Origin of the sequence: Rhodococcus sp. DMU2021 (assembly GCF_019641445.1) — a bacterium.
Lineage (GTDB): Bacteria > Actinomycetota > Actinomycetes > Mycobacteriales > Mycobacteriaceae > Rhodococcus > Rhodococcus pyridinivorans.
Genome location: NZ_JAIFKB010000011.1, coordinates 37,243 through 54,381 on the forward strand (window position 1 = coordinate 37,243; position 17,139 = coordinate 54,381).

The 17,139-nt window shown below is 68.5% G+C and carries 19 protein-coding genes and 1 riboswitch; of the genes, 9 read left to right on the top strand and 10 right to left on the bottom strand.

Translation table 11 applies throughout. The features are described 5' to 3' along the window. Positions 1 to 30: 30 nt before the first annotated feature. Entirely contained in the window at positions 31 to 699 is a 669-nt protein-coding gene (locus K3M35_RS15920; protein ID WP_024103075.1) for a DUF3239 domain-containing protein, read from the bottom strand. Positions 700 to 970: 271 nt separating this feature from the next. On the opposite strand from K3M35_RS15920, the gene K3M35_RS15925 reads away from it, so the two are divergent. The 3 genes from K3M35_RS15925 to K3M35_RS15935 are packed head-to-tail and all read left to right on the top strand — an operon-like array spanning position 971 to position 4,705. Continuing rightward, positions 971 to 2,341 carry a CitMHS family transporter gene (locus K3M35_RS15925; RefSeq protein ID WP_024103076.1) on the top strand — a complete coding sequence of 457 codons (1,371 nt, stop codon included), beginning with the start codon at positions 971 to 973 and terminating at the stop codon, positions 2,339 to 2,341. Between the two features lie 49 nt (positions 2,342 to 2,390). Then, a complete protein-coding gene (locus K3M35_RS15930) occupies positions 2,391 to 4,061 on the top strand; it encodes a sensor histidine kinase (RefSeq protein WP_220666684.1) in 1,671 nt (556 codons plus the stop codon). Next, positions 4,043 to 4,705 (top strand): response regulator, encoded by a 663-nt coding sequence (locus tag K3M35_RS15935; protein ID WP_006551688.1) that lies wholly within the window; start codon positions 4,043 to 4,045, stop codon positions 4,703 to 4,705. The genes K3M35_RS15930 and K3M35_RS15935 overlap by 19 nt, the downstream gene beginning before the upstream one ends. 40 nt (positions 4,706 to 4,745) lie before the next feature. On the opposite strand, the gene K3M35_RS15940 is transcribed toward K3M35_RS15935, so the two are convergent. The 4 genes from K3M35_RS15940 to K3M35_RS15955 all read right to left on the bottom strand — a co-directional run bounded on the left by K3M35_RS15940 (position 4,746) and on the right by K3M35_RS15955 (position 7,339). Next, complete coding sequence (locus tag K3M35_RS15940) at positions 4,746 to 6,404, bottom strand: DNA repair helicase XPB (RefSeq protein ID WP_006551687.1); 1,659 nt, start codon at positions 6,402 to 6,404, stop codon at positions 4,746 to 4,748. Positions 6,405 to 6,536: 132 nt separating this feature from the next. Beyond that, positions 6,537 to 6,695 carry a hypothetical protein gene (locus K3M35_RS15945; protein WP_019289943.1) on the bottom strand — a complete coding sequence of 53 codons (159 nt, stop codon included), beginning with the start codon at positions 6,693 to 6,695 and terminating at the stop codon, positions 6,537 to 6,539. A 23-nt stretch (positions 6,696 to 6,718) separates the two neighbouring features. Further along, positions 6,719 to 6,886, bottom strand: coding sequence for a hypothetical protein (locus K3M35_RS15950; protein ID WP_019289942.1), 168 nt, complete (start codon positions 6,884 to 6,886; stop codon positions 6,719 to 6,721). Positions 6,887 to 6,901: 15 nt separating this feature from the next. After that, positions 6,902 to 7,339: a hypothetical protein gene (locus K3M35_RS15955; protein ID WP_144376970.1), complete on the bottom strand. Its 438-nt coding sequence runs from the start codon at positions 7,337 to 7,339 to the stop codon at positions 6,902 to 6,904. Between the two features lie 188 nt (positions 7,340 to 7,527). Here K3M35_RS15955 and K3M35_RS15960 point away from each other — a divergent pair, with 188 nt between their 5' ends. Genes K3M35_RS15960 through K3M35_RS15975 form a run of 4 tightly spaced genes read left to right on the top strand, consistent with a single transcriptional unit; the run spans position 7,528 to position 11,537 of the window. Further along, on the top strand, positions 7,528 to 8,592 hold the full coding sequence (locus K3M35_RS15960) for an ABC transporter substrate-binding protein (protein WP_220666685.1): 1,065 nt from the start codon (positions 7,528 to 7,530) through the stop codon (positions 8,590 to 8,592). Next, positions 8,589 to 9,452, top strand: coding sequence for an ABC transporter permease (locus K3M35_RS15965; RefSeq protein ID WP_024103079.1), 864 nt, complete (start codon positions 8,589 to 8,591; stop codon positions 9,450 to 9,452). The genes K3M35_RS15960 and K3M35_RS15965 overlap by 4 nt, the downstream gene beginning before the upstream one ends. Beyond that, on the top strand, positions 9,428 to 10,153 hold the full coding sequence (locus tag K3M35_RS15970; RefSeq protein ID WP_220666727.1) for an ABC transporter ATP-binding protein: 726 nt from the start codon (positions 9,428 to 9,430) through the stop codon (positions 10,151 to 10,153). The genes K3M35_RS15965 and K3M35_RS15970 overlap by 25 nt, the downstream gene beginning before the upstream one ends. 28 nt (positions 10,154 to 10,181) lie before the next feature. After that, positions 10,182 to 11,537 (top strand): LLM class flavin-dependent oxidoreductase, encoded by a 1,356-nt coding sequence (locus tag K3M35_RS15975; protein ID WP_220666686.1) that lies wholly within the window; start codon positions 10,182 to 10,184, stop codon positions 11,535 to 11,537. A 70-nt stretch (positions 11,538 to 11,607) separates the two neighbouring features. On the opposite strand, the gene K3M35_RS15980 is transcribed toward K3M35_RS15975, so the two are convergent. Beyond that, positions 11,608 to 13,887, bottom strand: a complete 2,280-nt coding sequence (locus K3M35_RS15980; RefSeq protein ID WP_006551682.1) for a helicase-associated domain-containing protein — start codon at positions 13,885 to 13,887, stop codon at positions 11,608 to 11,610. Positions 13,888 to 13,946: 59 nt separating this feature from the next. On the opposite strand from K3M35_RS15980, the gene K3M35_RS15985 reads away from it, so the two are divergent. Beyond that, positions 13,947 to 14,135, top strand: a complete 189-nt coding sequence (locus tag K3M35_RS15985) for a hypothetical protein (protein ID WP_006551681.1) — start codon at positions 13,947 to 13,949, stop codon at positions 14,133 to 14,135. Positions 14,136 to 14,294: 159 nt separating this feature from the next. Here K3M35_RS15985 and K3M35_RS15990 read toward each other — a convergent pair whose 3' ends face one another. From K3M35_RS15990 to K3M35_RS26195, 3 genes are all read right to left on the bottom strand, one after another. Further along, positions 14,295 to 14,876, bottom strand: a complete 582-nt coding sequence (locus tag K3M35_RS15990) for a transglycosylase family protein (protein WP_006551680.1) — start codon at positions 14,874 to 14,876, stop codon at positions 14,295 to 14,297. A 10-nt stretch (positions 14,877 to 14,886) separates the two neighbouring features. After that, a riboswitch (cyclic di-AMP (ydaO/yuaA leader) is annotated at positions 14,887 to 15,021 on the bottom strand. A gap of 327 nt (positions 15,022 to 15,348) precedes the next feature. Beyond that, a complete protein-coding gene (locus tag K3M35_RS15995; RefSeq protein ID WP_006551679.1) occupies positions 15,349 to 15,741 on the bottom strand; it encodes a YccF domain-containing protein in 393 nt (130 codons plus the stop codon). After that, positions 15,738 to 15,980, bottom strand: a complete 243-nt coding sequence (locus K3M35_RS26195; protein WP_024103084.1) for a hypothetical protein — start codon at positions 15,978 to 15,980, stop codon at positions 15,738 to 15,740. The genes K3M35_RS15995 and K3M35_RS26195 overlap by 4 nt, the downstream gene beginning before the upstream one ends. A 194-nt stretch (positions 15,981 to 16,174) precedes the next feature. Between K3M35_RS26195 and K3M35_RS26670 the strand changes: the two genes are divergently transcribed. Next, positions 16,175 to 16,582, top strand: coding sequence for a cold-shock protein (locus tag K3M35_RS26670; RefSeq protein WP_006551677.1), 408 nt, complete (start codon positions 16,175 to 16,177; stop codon positions 16,580 to 16,582). A 68-nt stretch (positions 16,583 to 16,650) separates the two neighbouring features. Here the strand turns inward: K3M35_RS26670 and K3M35_RS16010 are convergent, their stop codons facing one another. Further along, the gene (locus K3M35_RS16010; RefSeq protein WP_006551676.1) at positions 16,651 to 17,139 is read right to left on the bottom strand and encodes a DUF2771 domain-containing protein; all 489 of its coding nucleotides are present in this window, start codon (positions 17,137 to 17,139) and stop codon (positions 16,651 to 16,653) included.

A 17,139-nucleotide genomic window follows, 5' to 3' on the forward strand; every position in this document is an offset into this window, starting at 1 on the left:
GCGACCCACAACGTCCCGCGGCACGCCCCGTCACCGCAGTTCGGGCGGCAGTTCCTTGCTCGCCAGTTCGAGGCGACGCTCGTCGGTGGCATCGACCTGGTCCACCATCTTCAGCTTGTCCTTCAGCACGCGCCACTCCACTTCGGGGATCTGCGCGACCGCGTCGGCGATGACCTTCTGATCACGGGTACCCCAGGCGATCGGCATGGGGCCGACCATCTGCCACACCCCCGAGTCGTTGCGGGTCGTGCGGTCGGAAAGGACCGCGGCACACGGCACGCGCTCACCGATCGCGATCCGGTGACCCGGCACCGCCTCCACGTTGCGGGTGACCAGGGCGAAGTGCCGGCCGGACGTCTCGGGCTTGGCGATGTCGACGAGCGCGAGCAGCGTCAGCCCGCGGGCACGCTCGGCGGCGACGACGGCCGGGACGAGAGGGCTGTCGCGGTAGAGCTGTTCGATGGTCCCCACCTTGCGCGGCGCCCACAGCGCCACCCACACCGACGTCGCGGCCGCGACCGCCAGCACGGCGGCGACGATGTACGCCCAGGCTTCGCCGAGCAGGAACAGACCCACCGCACCCGCGACGCACACCAGGCCGACGAATATCGCCGACCACCGCAGACGACGGACATCCGCGAGGGTCTGGTTCACGGCCTTGGCATGGGGCAGGTCCACAGGGAAGTCGAAGCGGCGCACGCCACCAGCTTATTGGAGCCCTTGGGCCGACCACTGTCGGCCTCCGGCGGCGAGCCCGACCACGACGGGCTCGAGCAGAATGCGCACAACGGCGCTTTCGCGCGCAACGGTGACTCGGTGAGGGACGTGGCCACACACTCTGCTGTAGCAGAGATCACACAACCTCACGGCTTCGAGCCGGACCCCCACACCAGACCTCCGGTCGCGCCCGCGACCCGTGGTCGACGTGTGCCCGGACCGGCCCCGATCACGTCAGAAAGTGGGCACCGCCATGCTCGTCGTCCTCGGCTTCCTGATGGTCGCCACGTTCATGTACCTGATCATGTCGAAACGGGCCACCCCGGTCGTCGGCCTGATCCTGATCCCGGTCGCGTTCGGCCTGATCGCCGGAGCCGGCACCGACATCGGCGACATGATCGTCGACGGCGTCGAAAGTCTCGCCCCCACAGCGGCGCTGCTGTTCTTCGCGATCATCTTCTTCGGCATCATGATCGACGTCGGCCTGTTCGACCCCCTCGTGCGGCTCATTCTGCGGCTCGTGCGCGACGACCCGGCACGACTGGTGATCGGAACCGCTGTGCTGGCGATGGTCGTCTCCCTCGACGGGGACGGGTCCACGACGTTCATCATCACCACCTCCGCACTGTTGCCGCTCTACCTGAAACTGAAGGTCAGCCCGGTCGTCCTCACCGTCGTCGCGGGCCTGGCGAACGCCACGATGAACATCATCCCGTGGGGCGGGCCGACGGTCCGTGCAGCCAGCGCGCTCGGGTTGTCCCCGTCCGACGTATTCGTCCCGATGATCCCGTCGCTCGTCGTCGGACTCGTGGTCGTGCTGGGCTTCGCTGCTCACCTGGGCTTCGTCGAACGTCGCCGTCTCGGAAAGCTCACGTGGAAGCCCGACCTGATGCCGCTCGGCGCTGGTCCGTCCGGAGTGGGTACGACGGTCGGAAAGGGCACCGATACGACCGACGGGGAGGTCGGTCGGTTGGCTGCCGGACTCGACCCCGACCGTCCGACCCTGCGTCCGCGTCTGCTGCCCTTCAACGCGATCCTCACGGTGGCGCTGCTCGTCGTCCTCGGCCTCGACATCCTGCCGATCCCCGTGCTGTTCATGATCGCCGCCGGTATCGCGCTGGCCGTGAATTTCCCTCGCGTCGTCGATCAGTCCGCCGCGATCGCACGCCATTCATCGAGCATCGTGTCGGTCGTCGCGATGGTGTTCGCCGCCGCCGTCCTGACCGGCGTGTTCCAAGGCACCGGCATGGTCGAATCGATGGCGTTGTGGCTCACCGGCGTCGTCCCCGACGCACTCGGCCCGTTCCTCGCCGTCATCACCGGCCTGCTCAGCATCCCGATGACCTTCTTCATGACCAACGACGCCTTCTACTTCGGGGTGCTCCCGGTGCTGGCGGAGACGGCAGCGCAGTACGGCATCGAACCGGTCGAGATGGCGCGCGCATCGATTACCGGACAGCCCGTCCACATGCAGAGCCCGCTGGTCCCGGCGATTCTGCTGCTGGTGACCCTCGCCGGGGTGCCACTGGCCGACCATCACCGCAAGGTGCTGTGGCGCGCCGGAGTGGTGTCGGTCGTGATGCTCGTCGTCGGGGTGGTACTCGGGCAGATTCCGTTCGGATGAGATCGGCCCCGGGCCACACTGGACGGATGGGACGAACGGGAGCGACGCCGTGAAACTTCGCACCCAGGTACTTCTGCTCCAGTCCGCGGTGGTGGCGGTGGCACTCGGCATCGGATTCACGGTGTTCGCCACCACCACCGAGGACCGAGTCACCGACGAGCACGGTCAGCGGGCGCTCGCGATCGCACGGTCGGTGTCCGCGGACCCGACCGTGCGGGACGAGGTCGCACGCTATTCGGCCGCCGACGACGGGGTGGTTTCCCCGGACAACCCGGAACTCGCATCCGGTGCGGTGCAGGAGGCCGCCGAGGCCGTCCGCACCGCCACCGGAGCGTTGTTCGTCGTGGTCACCGACGACCAGGGACTCCGGCTCGCGCATCCCGATCCGGAGCAGCTCGGCCGGAGGGTGAGCACCGACCCCACCGAGGCACTCGCCGGACGGGAGGTCGTGACCAGCGAGTCGGGCACGCTCGGCGATTCGGTCCGGGCCAAGGTGCCGGTGAGCGATCCCGTCTCGGGCAGGGTGGTCGGGGAGGTGAGCGTCGGCATCGCCACCGACCGGGTGCGCGCCGACCTGCGCAGCGACCTCGCCGATGCCGTCCTGATCGCGCTCGCAGCACTCGTGTGCGGTGCTGTCGGATCGTTGCTGCTCGCCAACCGCTGGAAGCGGCTCACTCTGGGACTCGAACCCGAACAGCTCACCGAGCTGGTCCGCGAACAGGAGGTCGTGCTGCACGGGATCTCCGACGGGGTCGTCGGCACCGACGCGCGCGGCAACGTCACCGTCGTCAACGCCGAGGCGCGTCGTCTGCTCGATCTCGACGACGGAATCGGTCGCAGTGTCGACACCCTCGGAATGACCCCGCGGTTGCTCGACGTGCTGCGCTCCGCGGAGGGCATCCCGGTTGCGGCGACCACCGGCGACCGGGTCGTCGTCGCCGTTTCGCGGCGTGTGGTGCGCGACGGCCGGGATCTCGGCACGGTGATGTCGGTGCGGGACCGGACCGACATCGAGACGCTCACGCGCGAACTCGACGCGGTCAAGGCGATGAGTACGGCACTGCGGGCCCAACGGCACGAGTTCGCGAACCGGCTCCACCTGCTCGACGGACTGCTCCGCCGGGGGCATGCGGAGCAGGCGCTCGAGTACATCGAACAGATCCTCGGTTCGGGTCCGCTCGGTGAACAGCTCGAGGGCATCGACGCGATCACCGACCCGTACCTGCACGCCTTCCTCGTCGCGAAGGCCGCGCATGCGCGCGAGCAGGGAGTCACGCTCGTGCTCGGCGAGAACACGTGGGCGCACGCCACCGTGCGGGCACCCGTCGACGTCACGACGGTGCTCGGCAACCTGCTCGACAACTCGATCGAGGCGGCACGCACGAGCGGGCGCGCTCCGGCCGAGGTCGAGGTGGAACTGATGGAGGACGGTGCCGACCTGCACGTGAGTGTCGCGGACACCGGCGACGGCGTCGATCCCGCGCTGCCCGACGTCTTCGCCGAGGGCGCAACGACCCGCAGCGATCCGACGGTGCCCGGTGGCCGGGGAATGGGGCTGGCGCTGGCACGGCGCATCGCGCGGCTGCACGGCGGCGACGTCGTGCTGGCGGACCGTGGCGGGCAGCGCACGCCGGAGAATCCGACCGGGGGTGCGGTCTTCCTGGCGACGCTGCCCGGGATGCTCGACGAAAGGGACACGGGATGGGCGGAACGGATCTGAAGGTCCTCGTCGTCGACGACGACTTCCGGGTCGCCGAACTCCACGCCTCCGTGGTCTCGGGTGTGGCGGGATTCGAGGTCTGCGCGGTCGCCGGGAGCATCGCGGCGGCCCGGGACGCCGTTCGGGCCGGTCCCGTCGATCTCGCCCTCGTGGACGTGTACCTACCGGACGGCTCCGGGATCGACCTGATCCGGAGCCTCGAATGCGACAGTTTCGTGCTCGGTGCCGCCGGCGAGGGCACGACGGTGCGCGCGGCACTCACCGCCGGTGCGCTGGTGTATCTGGTCAAGCCGTTCGCAAGCACCGAACTGGCCCGGCGGCTGGCGGCCTACGCGCAGTACCGCAGGGTCGTCGCGGGGGAGGAGCTCACCCAGACCGAGATCGACACGGCGCTGGCCGCACTGCGGCCGGTGTTGCCGGCCGCCCGCCCGGCACCCTCGCGTTCGATGACCGAAGAGCTCGTGATGCAGGCGCTCCGGGAATCACCGGAACCGATGTCGGCGGGGGAGGTGGCCGTGACGATCGGGGTGTCGCGCGCGACCGCACAGCGCTATCTCGCGGCGCTCGTCGCGAAGAAACGCCTGCGGATGCAGTTGCGCTACGGCACCACCGGCCGTCCCGAACAGGAATACCGGCCGCAGTGACACGAAGTCCCTGTGACGCGTCGCGCAGGGACGCTCCGCGTCAGCCGATCTGCGGTCCGAGCAGGTCGTCGGCGTCGGTGATCCGGTACGCGTAACCCTGCTCGGCGAGGAACCGCTGGCGATGCGCGGCGTATTCGGCGTCGAGGGTGTCGCGCGAGACCACGGAGTAGAAGTGGGCCTGCCCGCCGTCGTGCTTCGGACGCAGCAGCCGCCCGAGACGCTGGGCCTCCTCCTGACGCGAGCCGAAGGTGCCCGACACCTGGATCGCGACCGAGGCCTCCGGCAGGTCGATGGAGAAGTTCGCGACCTTCGACACGACGAGCACCTTCAGCTCGCCCGACCGGAACCGGTCGAACAGCGCCTCGCGTTCCTTCGTCTTCGTCGAACCCTTGATGACCGGGGCGTCGAGCGCTTCACCGAGCTCGTCGAGCTGATCGATGTAGGCACCGATGATCAGTGTCGGGGCGTCCTGGTGCTGCTCGAGGATCGACTTCACGACCGGGATCTTGGTGCGCGCGGTCGAGCACAGCTTGTACCGTTCCTCGGGCTCGGCGACCGCGTACGCCATGCGCTCGGCGTCGGTGAGGGTCACGCGGACCTCCACGCAGTCGGCGGGGGCGATCCAGCCCTGGGCTTCGATGTCCTTCCACGGCGCGTCGAACCGCTTCGGGCCGATGAGCGAGAAGACGTCGCCTTCGCGTCCGTCCTCGCGCACGAGGGTCGCGGTGAGACCGAGGCGGCGGCGGGACTGCAGGTCTGCGGTCATACGGAAGACCGGCGCCGGCAGCAGGTGCACCTCGTCGTAGATCATCAGCCCCCAGTCGCGGGAGTCGAACAACTCGAGATTGCGGTATTCACCCTTCGACTTGCGGGTGATCACCTGGTAGGTGGCGATGGTGACCGGGCGGATCTCCTTCTTCTCGCCCGAGTACTCGCCGATCTCGTCCTCGGTGAGGGAGGTGCGGGCGATCAGCTCGCGCTTCCACTGGCGCCCGGCGACCGTGTTCGTCACGAGGATGAGCGTCGTCGCGCCGGCCTTCGCCATCGCGGCCGCGCCGACCATCGTCTTACCGGCACCGCACGGCAGCACCACGACACCCGAGCCGCCCGACCAGAACGAGTCGGCGGCCAGTTCCTGGTAGTCGCGCAGGTGCCAGGGGTTCGTCTCGAAGTCCAGCGAGATCGAATGGGCCTCGCCGTCGACGTACCCCGCGAGGTCCTCGGCCGGCCAGCCGATCTTCAGCAGCATCTGCTTGACGCGTCCGCGCTCGCTCGGATGCACGATCACGGTGTCGTCGTCGATGCGCGCACCGAGCATCGGGGCGATCTTCTTGTTTCTCAGGACCTCGGCGAGCACCGCCCGGTCGAGGCTGACCAGGGTCAGGCCGTGGGCGGGGTTCTTGACCAGCTGGAGGCGCCCGTAGCGGCTCATGGTGTCGACGATGTCGACGAGCAGCGCCTGCGGGACGGCGAACCGGGAATGCGAGACCAGCGCGTCGACGACCTGCTCGGCGTCGTGACCGGCGGCACGGGCGTTCCACAATGCCAGCGGCGTCACCCGGTAGGTGTGGATGTGCTCGGGGGCGCGTTCGAGCTCGGCGAACGGTGCGATCGCCTGCCGCGCCTCGTTCGCCCGGTCGTGATCGACCTCGAGGAGCACGGTCTTGTCGGACTGGACGATGAGCGGTCCGTCGGCCACGAGTGCCTCCTGTGGATGGAAAGTAGAACTTTCCCATTCTCCAGGTTCGGGCCGTACCGCGCCACCACGACGGTGTACGGCCGTGCGTTCCCCCGTGGCGGGAACGCACGGCCGACCGGTTTCACGGCGTACTCACCGTGCGAGCGACTGCCGCACCTCCATCACGCACACCAGCGCCTCGGAGATACCGGACCGGTAGCCGGCGTCTTTCTCAGAGGTGGGAGGTCTCGAATCCAGTTCCGATTCGAGTCGTTCCTGGATCTTGTCCAGGGCATGCAGCGTCCGCTTCATTCCAGTACCGATTTTCTCTTTTCTCAGGCCGGCTGTTTCATCGCGCCGGCACGCTCGTCGAGAACGAACACCCGTGCACGCGCCAAGGCGGCGCGATATCCGTGCCGCTGTGCGTCGGTGCCCGTTTCCCGACCGGACAATCCACTTATCTTGTCGTACAGCGCTTCGAGCGCTGCGATTTCGAGATCCATGGCCTGCAACCGGATTCAGCTCCGCTTCCGCTTACGAATGAACTCGCCGGCTTCGGCGGCCTTCTGCCGCTTCTCCTGACGACGTTCCTTCAGGGACTTCGCTGGCTTCTTCGAATTCTTGCCCTTGTCGGCCATTGTCACTCCATCTTCGATGAACAACCACTCGACAAGACCACACCATACGTCATTTCCCGGAAAAAGCCAGTCGCTCGAATTATTCTGTGCGCCATCCGAACACGGCGCAGAAATGTTCCGTACTCCGGTGTCCGGAGTTGATTTCACCGTGCGCTGATCCCTGTCGGGAAGTTCCGCGCGGCCGATACCGTCACCGGCGATGCTGTGCAGACAGAGGACGTCCACAGCCCGGGCGGACGGGGGAGAGCGATGGGCCGGACCGTGATCGCAGGCCGCAGTGCCTCGCGTCGCGAACACCGTGCGTGTCGTGTCGTCCACCGATCGCGGTTCCGTGGCTGTCCGCACTGTCGCTGTTCTCCGTACCGTGACCGCTGATTTCGGGACTGCGGTTTCCGGGACTGCTGTCCTCGCGGTCGGGCCCGCGCTCGGGTTCCCGCTCGTCTTCCGGTGGCGCACGTCGGCGTATTCGCGCGATGTCGCGCCCCTCACCTTCGCAAGGAGTGCTCATGATCGTGTCCTCACTCGTGCGCTCTCGAAGATCGCGCGCTCCGATCGTCGTCGCGGCCGCACTGAGCGTCGTGCTCACCGGGTGCGCCGGCGGTTCGACCGGGGGATTGTCCGCCGACGCCGAAATCCCCGAGGAGATTCCACCGGGGACGTCGTTGAGCATTGCCGTCAAGCCCACCCGTATCCAGCTCGAAGCGACCGGTCGTATCGACGAGTTGCCGTTCACGGTGTCGGACTGGCCCGACGTCTCGGCCGGTCCCGGCGTCATCCAGGCGTTCCGCGGCGACGCCGTCGACCTCGCGGTCAATGCGGCGATTCCTCCCATCCAGGCCCGTGCCACCGGGCTCGACGCCAGGATCGTCGCCGTACGCGAGAAGGATTCGCCGCAGTACTCGCTCGCGACGGCACCCGGTACAGACATCGATTCGTTGGACGACCTGCGCGGCAGGAAGATCGCGTTGTCGCCGGGGCAGGCCCAGGGTGTCGTCGTGCTCCGGACGCTGAAGTCGGCCGGAATCGGTCTCGACGAGGTGGAATTCGTCGAACTACCGAGCACGCAGTTCCTCACGGCGCTCCAGGCGAAACAGGTCGACGTCGCACCGCTGGCGGAACCTACCCTCACGAAGTACCTGAACCAGTACGAAACCGAGGGCGCGCGAGGGGTGTTCACGCCCGAGGTCGACGCGTTGAGTGTTCTGTGGGCTCCGGTGTCCGTGCTCGAGGATCCTGCGAAGGTCGCGGCGATCAAGGAATTCATCCCGTTGTGGGCACAGGGTGACGTCTGGGCGTGGGAGAACCGGGACGAGTGGATTCGGAAGTACTACGTCGAGAGCGAGGGCGTGTCGTACGAGGGCGGCAGGCGGATTGTCGAAACCGTCGGCCAGAAACCGGCATATCCCACCGACTGGGACTCCGCGATCGAATGGACGCAGGAGACCTCGGAACTGCTCGACGAAGCCGGATGGTTCGACGAGTTCGACGTCGAGCAGATCTTCGATCGCAGATTCGAAACGATTGCCGCGGAGTCGGTTCCGCAGGAGTACCGGAAGGGGTCGGATTCGTGACCGGCACACTGACACGGCCGGTGGAGGTCGGCGCCCGCCCACCGGACCCCACCGATCAGCCACCGACGGAGGGGATCAGGCCGCTCCGGCGGCTCGGTCTCCGCAAGGCCGTCCCGTTCTCGCGCATGACCGGCGTGGTTCTGCTGCTCGTCGTGTGGGCGATCGGGTCGGGTGCCGGATGGATCGACGACCGCAAGCTCTCCGCTCCCTGGACAGTGGTGACCAGCGCGGTCGAACTCGTCGCGGAAGGAACTCTGCAACAACACATCCTGGCATCGTTGAGCCGTGCCGTGCTGGGCTTCGTGATCGGATGTGTCATCGGCACCGCGCTCGCGCTCGCATCCGGCCTGACGCGCACCGGTGAAGCACTGATCGACGGCCCTGTGCAGTTCAAGCGTGCGATCCCGACGCTGGGTCTCATCCCGCTGCTGATCCTGTGGCTCGGCATCGGCGAGACCTTCAAGATCACGGTGATCGCACTCGGGACGGTCGTGACCATCTACATCCAGACGCACAACGCTCTCACGGCCCTCGAACAGCGCTACGTCGAACTCGCCGAGGTCCTCGCTCTCACTCGCGCACAGTTCGTGTGGAAGGTGGTGCTGCGAGGAGCGCTGCCCGGATTCTTCCTCGGTCTGCGCCTGGCGGTGACCGGTGCGTGGCTCACCCTGATCGTGGTCGAGAGCATCAACGCCGTGAGCGGCCTGGGCAAGATGATGTTCAACGCCCAGAACTACGGTCAGCCGGACGTCATCCTCGTCGGATTGCTCGTCTACGGCATCTTCGGTCTGGCATCCGACGCCGGTCTCCGGTTGGTCGAGCGTCGGGCGCTCGCCTGGCGGAAGACGCTGGGCGGATGAGCGCTGTACGCATCCGCGGCCTGATCCGCGGCTTCGGCGACCGGAACGTGCTCGACGGGCTCGACCTCGAGATCCCCGACGGACAGTTCGTCGCCCTGCTCGGCAGGAGCGGATCCGGGAAGTCCACCCTGCTGCGTGCGCTCGCCGGCCTCGACTACGACGTGGAGATCCGGGGCGGCGCCCTCGCGGTACCGGAGAAGGTCTCCGTCGCCTTCCAGGACTCCCGCCTGCTGCCCTGGCTGCGCGTGCTCGACAACGTCACGCTCGGGCTCGACAGGCAGGGCAGGAGCCGGGGATCCGAGATGCTGGTCGAGGTCGGCCTGGCCGGGCGCGAGGACGCCTGGCCGCTCGAACTCTCGGGCGGGGAGCAACAGCGTGTCGCGCTGGCCCGGGCCCTGGTGCGGGAGCCGCAGTTGCTGCTCGCCGACGAGCCGTTCGGCGCGCTCGACGCCCTGACCCGCATCAGGATGCACGGACTGCTCGACGACCTCGTCCGCGCGCACCGTCCCACCGTGCTGCTCGTGACTCACGACGTCGACGAGGCGATAGTGCTCGCCGACCGGATCGTCGTGCTGGACGAAGGGCGCCTCGCCGTCGACTGCCACGTGGATCTCGACAAGCCCCGTTCCATCACGGATCCCGGTTTCCGGGACATCCGTGAAGACCTCCTCACCGCCCTCGGTGTCATCACGCAACTGTGACGAAAGACCTTTCACGACAGGAGAAGACATGACCGATCGTCGATTGCACCTCAACGCCTTCCTCATGCCCGTCGGCCATCACGAAGCGGCCTGGCGTCTGCCGGAGAGCGACCCGAACGCGAATCTCGACATCCAGCACTACATCTCGCTCACCCGCACCGCCGAGCGTGGCAGGTTCGGTTCGGTGTTCCTCGCCGACAGCCCCGTGCTGTTCGCGAATCCCGAACGGCGTCCGAGCGGCAAGCTCGAACCCACGATCATCCTCACCGCGATCGCGACGGCCACCGAGCGGATCGGTCTCATCGGGACCGCGTCGACGACCTACAACGAGCCCTACAACCTCGCGCGTCGATTCGCATCGCTGGATTTCGTCAGCGGGGGACGGGCCGGCTGGAACATCGTCACTACCGCCGGTGACGACGCCGCTCGCAATTTCGGTCTCGACGGCGTGCCGGCGCACAAGAGCCGCTACGCGCGGGCCGCCGAGTTCGTCGAGGTGTCGACCAAGCTGTGGGACAGCTGGGAGGACGACGCGATCGTCGCCGACAAGGAGGCGGCGATCCACGCCGACTCCGCGAAGGTCCACACCTTCGAACACGAGGGAGAGTTCTTCTCGGTGGCCGGGCCGCTCAACGTGCCGCGGTCGCCGCAGGGCTATCCGCTGCTCGTGCAGGCGGGCTCGTCGGAGAACGGCAAGGACTTCGCCGCGCTGTACGCCGAGGCGATCTTCACTGCCCAGCCCACCTTCGAGGAGGGCAAGGCGTTCTACGACGACGTGAAGGATCGGGTCGGCAAGGTCGGCCGCGACCCGCGGCAGGTGCTGATCCTCCCGGGCATCGTGCCCGTCATCGGCGATACGGAGAATGAGGCACGCGAACTCGACGCCGAACTGGCCCGGCTGATCTCGCCCGAGTACGCGCGCCACCAGCTCGCCGACCGGTTCGGGTTGCGGCCGGGGCAGCTTCCGCTCGACGAGCCGCTGCCGGAGAACCTGCCGTCCGAGGACGAGATCGAGGGAGCCAAGAGCCGGTACACGCTCATCGTGCAGCTCGCGCGACGGGAGAACCTCACGGTGCGGCAGCTCATCGAACGACTCGGCGGCGGTCGCGGCCATCGAACCTTCGCGGGCACGGCCGAGCAGGTGGCCGACACGATCGAGCACTGGTTCCACAGCGGCGCGGCCGACGGCTTCAACATCATGCCCGCCGTGCTGCCGTCGGGGCTCGAGAAGTTCGTCGACGGTGTGGTGCCGATCCTGCAGGAGCGCGGTCTGTTCCGCACCGAGTACACCGAATCCACCCTGCGTGGGCACTACGGGCTCCCACGGCCGGAGAACCAGTTCACCGTCGGCGGGGCGTTCGTGGGGTTCGCGACGCAGCGCTGAGCCTCTCCGCCCAAGGGCCGGTGGTGGGCGGTTCCAGGCGATGCTCGATCAACCGCACCCGGGTCCGTCGTCAGTCGACCAGCGCCACCGACGTAACGCGGTGCAGGACGAAGCTGCGCACCGAGCCGGTCGCCGGGTCGAAGGCCTGCACCTGCCCGCCGCCCACCGACACCGGGTCGACGATGCGGCGCGTCGCCACACCCTGAGCGTCGACGTAGCCGAGGGTGACGCTGCGCTTGCCGTGCACGGCCAGCTGCAGCAGCGCGAGCGTCGCCGCACCGCCGGACCGGCTGCCGTCACCACGTGCCGAGGCCGTCGGTGTCGCGGACTCCGCACGGTCGCCGGCGCGCAGCGTGCGCACGAGGGTGTCGAGCTGCTCGTCGCTCGGCGCGGTGGGCCCGGCATAGCGGGCCCGGGCACGCGGCATCGCGACGCGGGCACCCCGGGGCCGTAGATCCACGATCGCTCCCGATGCGTCCTCCCCGGCGGGAGCGAAACCAGCGGCGCGCAGCTCGGTGAGCACCTCGGCAAGAGGCGCCTGCGAGATCGCGACGGTCGGGGCGACCGCGCGCAGGGCGAGCGTGGCGGCGACCGGGGCGGACAGTACCTCGGTGAGCAGAGCCGGATCGTCGGCGCGGACGAAGGACGTCGCCACACCGGCCCGCAGGCGTCCGTGGCGACGCGCGACGTCGTCGATCAGGTAGGTGAGCGACTGCGGCACCGGGGTGCGCGAATGCGTCGCGAACAGGCCGTGCAGGTCGCTCGCGCCGAGCCCGGCGTCGAGCGCGCGCCGGATACTGCTCTCGCCGATCCGGTAGACGGTCGCGGCACCGGCCGATTCGACGTCGGCGACGAGCGCGATCCGCTCGCCGAGTTCGGGGACGAGCGGTCCGGGGGCGACGACCGTGAGGTCGGCCTGGACGAGCACGTAGTCGACGGGTTCGGGGAGCACCGCTGCCATCTCGGCCTCGGCGTCGCCGCCGTGCAGCAGCGCCTTGCCCGGCGACGCGAGCATGCCGTGCGCGACGAGACCGAGTGTCGTCGCCTCGCGCACGGTCTCCACGACGCTCGTCGTGTCGAAGCGACTCGCCCAGCGAGGACGACGCCACGCCGCAGCGGTACGCAGGTCGGCGACGTCCGTGCCCGCCGCCGGCACGTCGGAGAGGGCGTCGAGCAGCAACCGTCGGTCGCGGGCGGCAGTAGGGGACTTCACCTCGTCGGACAGCGCGGCGACCGGCTTGTCGTTCTGGTCGCGCCGGCCGATCAGCCAGGGCCGGCGCGGCAGATCGAGCCAGGCACCGGCGAGCACGGCCCAGCGGTAGGCGGGGGAGGACGCGAGCCACGCGTCGGTGGCGGTGGTCGGTGCCCAGTGATCGTCGTCCCCCGGTGTCGGCGGATCGGGGAGGCCCCGCGCGATCAGACCGGCACCCGCGAGGACCTCGACGACGAGCGCCGTCTCGTCGTCGTCGAGTCCGACCGCCTTCCCGATGCGATGCAGTTCGCGGACACCGAGCCCACCGGCCTTGAGGACGGGGGCGGCTTGCGCACCGAGGGTGTCGAGAACGTCTTCGCAGTGCCGCAGCAGTTCGAGGGCGGCGCCGCCGGCGGTCGCATTGACGTCGGCGGTCGATCGGGTGGGTTTCGGTGCGCGCGGGGGAGCGAGCGCCGCCGGATCGAAGGGAGCGTCGTCGCGCAGTGCCTGGCCCACCCGGTGGGGGAGTTCGACGGTCTCGTCGTCGATGCGGAAGAGCAGTCCGGCGGCGAGCAGCTTCTGCACGGGCCGGTCGGCGGGGGTGTCCGGTGCGGCGTCGCGGGTCCGACCGATCGGGGACGTACGCGACAGGGTGTCGAGGATGCTGCGCTGCTCGGGCGGAAGAGCCGCGAGGAGGTCGTCGAGCTCCTGCCGGGACGGTCCGGTGACGTCGCCGGTGCGTCCGACGCGCCACGGAACGGCGTCCACGGCGGCGGCGACGAGACGCAGTTCGTCGGTGGACCCCCACACGAGCAGCAGCGAGCGCAGGGTGGACAGGATCCGGTCGAGATTCCTCGCGCTGATGCGGCCGGAGACCTCGTCGAGCACGGCGGCGCGGGAGACGGGGGTGTCCACCGCTCCGAGACGGGCCAGCACCTCGATGATCCCGAAGGCGGCGGTGTCGAGTTCGTCGGCCGCACGGAACACCGAGGCGCGTTGCTGAGCCCGGCTCGCGAGCACGTTCATGCTCGCCGGTGGCGGCACTACGAGATCCGGACGGGCGCGCAGCGTGGCGGCCAGATCCGTGTCGCGTCGACCTGCCAGCCAGCGGGCGAGGGAGTCCGAGGCGGTGTCGGGAGCGGGCGTGGTCGGGGACATCCCCTCCAGATTAGAGACCTGCGGTAGCAGGCCCCGAACTCACCTGCCAAAATGAGCGCATGGCTACCTCTTCGAAAAAGCATTACGTCGACCACGGATGGCCCGAGCTGGCCGACGGTGAGCACGCTGTCACCGAACTGTCGTCCACGCGTTCCGGTCCGCTCTCCCCGTACGGTGAGGACACCGTGTTCCCGTTGCCGGTCGAGGACCTGCCCTACACGCATCCGAAGACGGTGATCAACCGCTGATCCGATCGCGGATCACCGAACAGACTCTTCCGTACGGCGCCCGGTCCCTTCGTGGGGGCCGGGCGTCGTCGTGTGTGAGGGATGAACGAAGGTCGTCCGCATATGCGGAAGGGCCTCGCACCGTGAACGGTGCGAGGCCCTTCCGGGATGTTCGGGGTGTTACTGCGGGAGCACCGCGCGAACGGCGTCCAGGATGTTCGGGTCGAGCTCGACACCGGCGTCCTGGAGTGCGGTGACGCCCTGCTCGAAGCCGGCCAGGATGCCCTGGACCTCGGCGGGGACAGCGGGGGTCTCCGGAAGCTGCGGGACAGCGTTCTGGATGGCCGGCGCAGGGGTCTCGGCGGGCGCTGCGTCGACGGAGCGCTGCGTGGGCGCGCTCGACAGGCCGAGGCTCGACGAGCAGGAGGGCCATGCGCCCCAGCCCTGGCCGGCGAGGACACGCTCGGCGACGGCGATCTGCTGCTCGCGGCTGGCCTGGCTGGCCGAGGCGGCGTATTCCTGGCCGCCGTAGGCGTTCCAGGTGCTCGGCGAGAACTGCAGGCCACCGTGGTAGCCGTTGCCGGTGTTGATTCCCCAGTTGCCGCCGGACTCGCACTGTGCGAGGCGGTCCCAGTCGGAGTCGGGGGCGGCAGCGGCCGTGCCGCTGAACGCGACACCCGTGACGCCGAGGACTGCGCCCGTCAGCGCGAACTTCGCGACGGTACGACCGGTATTGGTGGGCTTGCGATGGCGTCCGCTCATGTCGGTTCCGTGTTCCTCTCCGTACGCACCTACGAGGTCAGCTGTCGGGTTCGGGCTGAAGAGGTCGCCCGGCCGTGTCGCTCCGTTGGGAGCGCCTTCGGCTTCACCCCGAGGACCGTCGCGCTTGCGTCGGCCCGGGCCTCCTGGACACCGTCCGGCTGTGGGCCGATCGGTTCCTGGGAGACCGGTGGGTCCCCCGTTTCCTGTCCCCTGTGGATCGTTCGTCGGGACTTCCGGAACCACGGGACAGGAATTTGGCGCGGCGGTTCCGGACCGGTCGAGCCAGGCGGTTCGACCGGACATGACGGTAACGGTTCCGAGGGCGAAGTGTCACCAATTGATAACGCGCCGATTCGTGTGGCGACAGCCGTGTGTGGCGCGGACCAGGGAATGAAGTCCCAGGTAGTGGGGTCCGGGTACCCGAAATTTCGTTTCGAGTCCTGCTCGTTATCGGCTCGTTATGTGAGAAAGATCACATGTAACTCGGACGGGCATCCACATGAACGATCTCCTTCCCCAGGGGCATCAGGGAGATCGGGATCATCTTCAGGTTGGCGACGGCGAGCGGGATGCCGATGATCGTGACGGCCATGGCGAGCGCGGTGGCGATGTGGCCGAGGGCCAGCCAGATACCGGCCACCAGGATCCAGATGACGTTGCCGATCAGCGACATGGTGCCGGCCGTCGGCTTGTCGACCGTCGTCTTGCCGAACGGCCAGAGCGCGTAGATACCGATCCGGAACGACGCGATGCCGAACGGGATGGTGATGATGAGGATGCAGCAAATCAGACCTGCCGCGAAGTAGCCGAGCGCGAGCCACAGCCCGCCGAAGATCAACCAGATGATGTTGAGCAGGATCCTCATGTCCGGTCTCCGTTCCGAGCGCGCCGGCCCGAGCGCAGCGCGAAGGCGATGGCGAGGGCGAAACCCAACGGCCATGCGAGGGTCAACAGATACAGCGCGAGTCCGGGCGTGCCGTCGGTGACCGCCGGAATGAGGAAGATGGCGACGACCGCCACCACACCGACGACGAAGCAGGCGATCGCGGCCTTCAGGAGGCCGTTACGCGGGGCGGCAGACGAATCCGAAGATGAAGTACCCACGTGACCACGGTAGTCGCCGCAAGGACGGACGGTGACGTCCGGGAGCGGGAAGACGATTCGGGGGCGGACCCACCTCTGCGGGTACACTGACAGGTGTCTACGCGTCCCGCTCGACCGAGCCGGGGCGCGTTGTTTTGCATGGTAAACGGGTTGCCCCACTGTGGGGCACAGCTTTCGAGGAGCAGGTGAGCGCGGTGCCGACCGGCAAGGTGAAGTGGTACGACGTCGAGAAGGGCTTCGGCTTCCTGTCCCAGGACGAGGGTGAGGACGTCTACGTCCGCGCCTCGGCACTGCCGGAGGGAGTGGAAGCGCTCAAGCCCGGTCAGCGCGTCGAGTTCGGTATGGCGGTGGGCCGCCGGGGTCCGCAGGCGCTGAAGGTCGAGCTCCTCGAGCAGCCCACGTTGCGGCAGGGTCGCCGCGAGGCTCCCGCCCAGCAGAAGCGCCGCGCGCCGGACGAACTGCACGGCATGGTCGAGGACATGATCAAGCTGCTCGAAGCAGCGGTCCAGCCCGATCTGCGGCGCGGGCGTTACCCCGACCGCAAGACCGGGCAGCGCATCTCCGAGGTCATGCGGGCGATCGCGCGCGAGCTCGATCACTAGGGACGAACCACGACGGGCCGTCCTCGCCGTGTGCGAGGACGGCCCGTCGTCGTATGCGGGGTCGGGACTCAGAACGTCTTGACGGCCCACACGGCGTGCGCGATCGGTTCACCGGCCTCGTCGACGACGGCCGACGGCAGCTGGATCTCCACTCCGAGCAACTGCAGCTCCGGGGAGCTCTCCACGGTGAGGGTGCGGCGTGCACCGGCCTCGAACATCGCGCCGTCGATGTAGGTCTGCCCGGTCTGCGTGTCGCCGTAGACGGTGAGGATGCGCCACGGAGCATCGGCGATCTCGTTCGGAAGCGACAGCTGCAGCGGGTAGCCGGCCGGCACGTCGAGCTGACCGATCGGGTTCTCCACGCAGTCCTCGAGATAGAGATTGCAGTGCTGCGCGGGATCGACCGTCACGGTCTTTCCCCGTGCGTACGCGGTGATGGTGGGGAGCGTGGGCTCGGCCGAATCGACCAGTTTCCACACCGTGGCGGCGACTCCCGCTACCACGACCACCAGGGCCACCAGCAGCAGCGCGAGAGTCTTCTTCGTCCGGGCCTGCAA

Coding starts and splice junctions, on each gene's coding strand:
- K3M35_RS15925 (WP_024103076.1), top strand. CDS start 971: ATGCTCGTCGTCCTCGGCTTCCTGATGGTCGCCACGTTCATGTACCTG.
- K3M35_RS15935 (WP_006551688.1), top strand. CDS start 4,043: ATGGGCGGAACGGATCTGAAGGTCCTCGTCGTCGACGACGACTTCCGG.
- K3M35_RS15945 (WP_019289943.1), bottom strand. CDS start 6,695: ATGAAGCGGACGCTGCATGCCCTGGACAAGATCCAGGAACGACTCGAA.
- K3M35_RS15950 (WP_019289942.1), bottom strand. CDS start 6,886: ATGGATCTCGAAATCGCAGCGCTCGAAGCGCTGTACGACAAGATAAGT.
- K3M35_RS15960 (WP_220666685.1), top strand. CDS start 7,528: ATGATCGTGTCCTCACTCGTGCGCTCTCGAAGATCGCGCGCTCCGATC.
- K3M35_RS15975 (WP_220666686.1), top strand. CDS start 10,182: ATGACCGATCGTCGATTGCACCTCAACGCCTTCCTCATGCCCGTCGGC.
- K3M35_RS15980 (WP_006551682.1), bottom strand. CDS start 13,887: ATGTCCCCGACCACGCCCGCTCCCGACACCGCCTCGGACTCCCTCGCC.
- K3M35_RS15985 (WP_006551681.1), top strand. CDS start 13,947: ATGGCTACCTCTTCGAAAAAGCATTACGTCGACCACGGATGGCCCGAG.
- K3M35_RS15990 (WP_006551680.1), bottom strand. CDS start 14,876: ATGAGCGGACGCCATCGCAAGCCCACCAATACCGGTCGTACCGTCGCG.
- K3M35_RS15995 (WP_006551679.1), bottom strand. CDS start 15,741: ATGAGGATCCTGCTCAACATCATCTGGTTGATCTTCGGCGGGCTGTGG.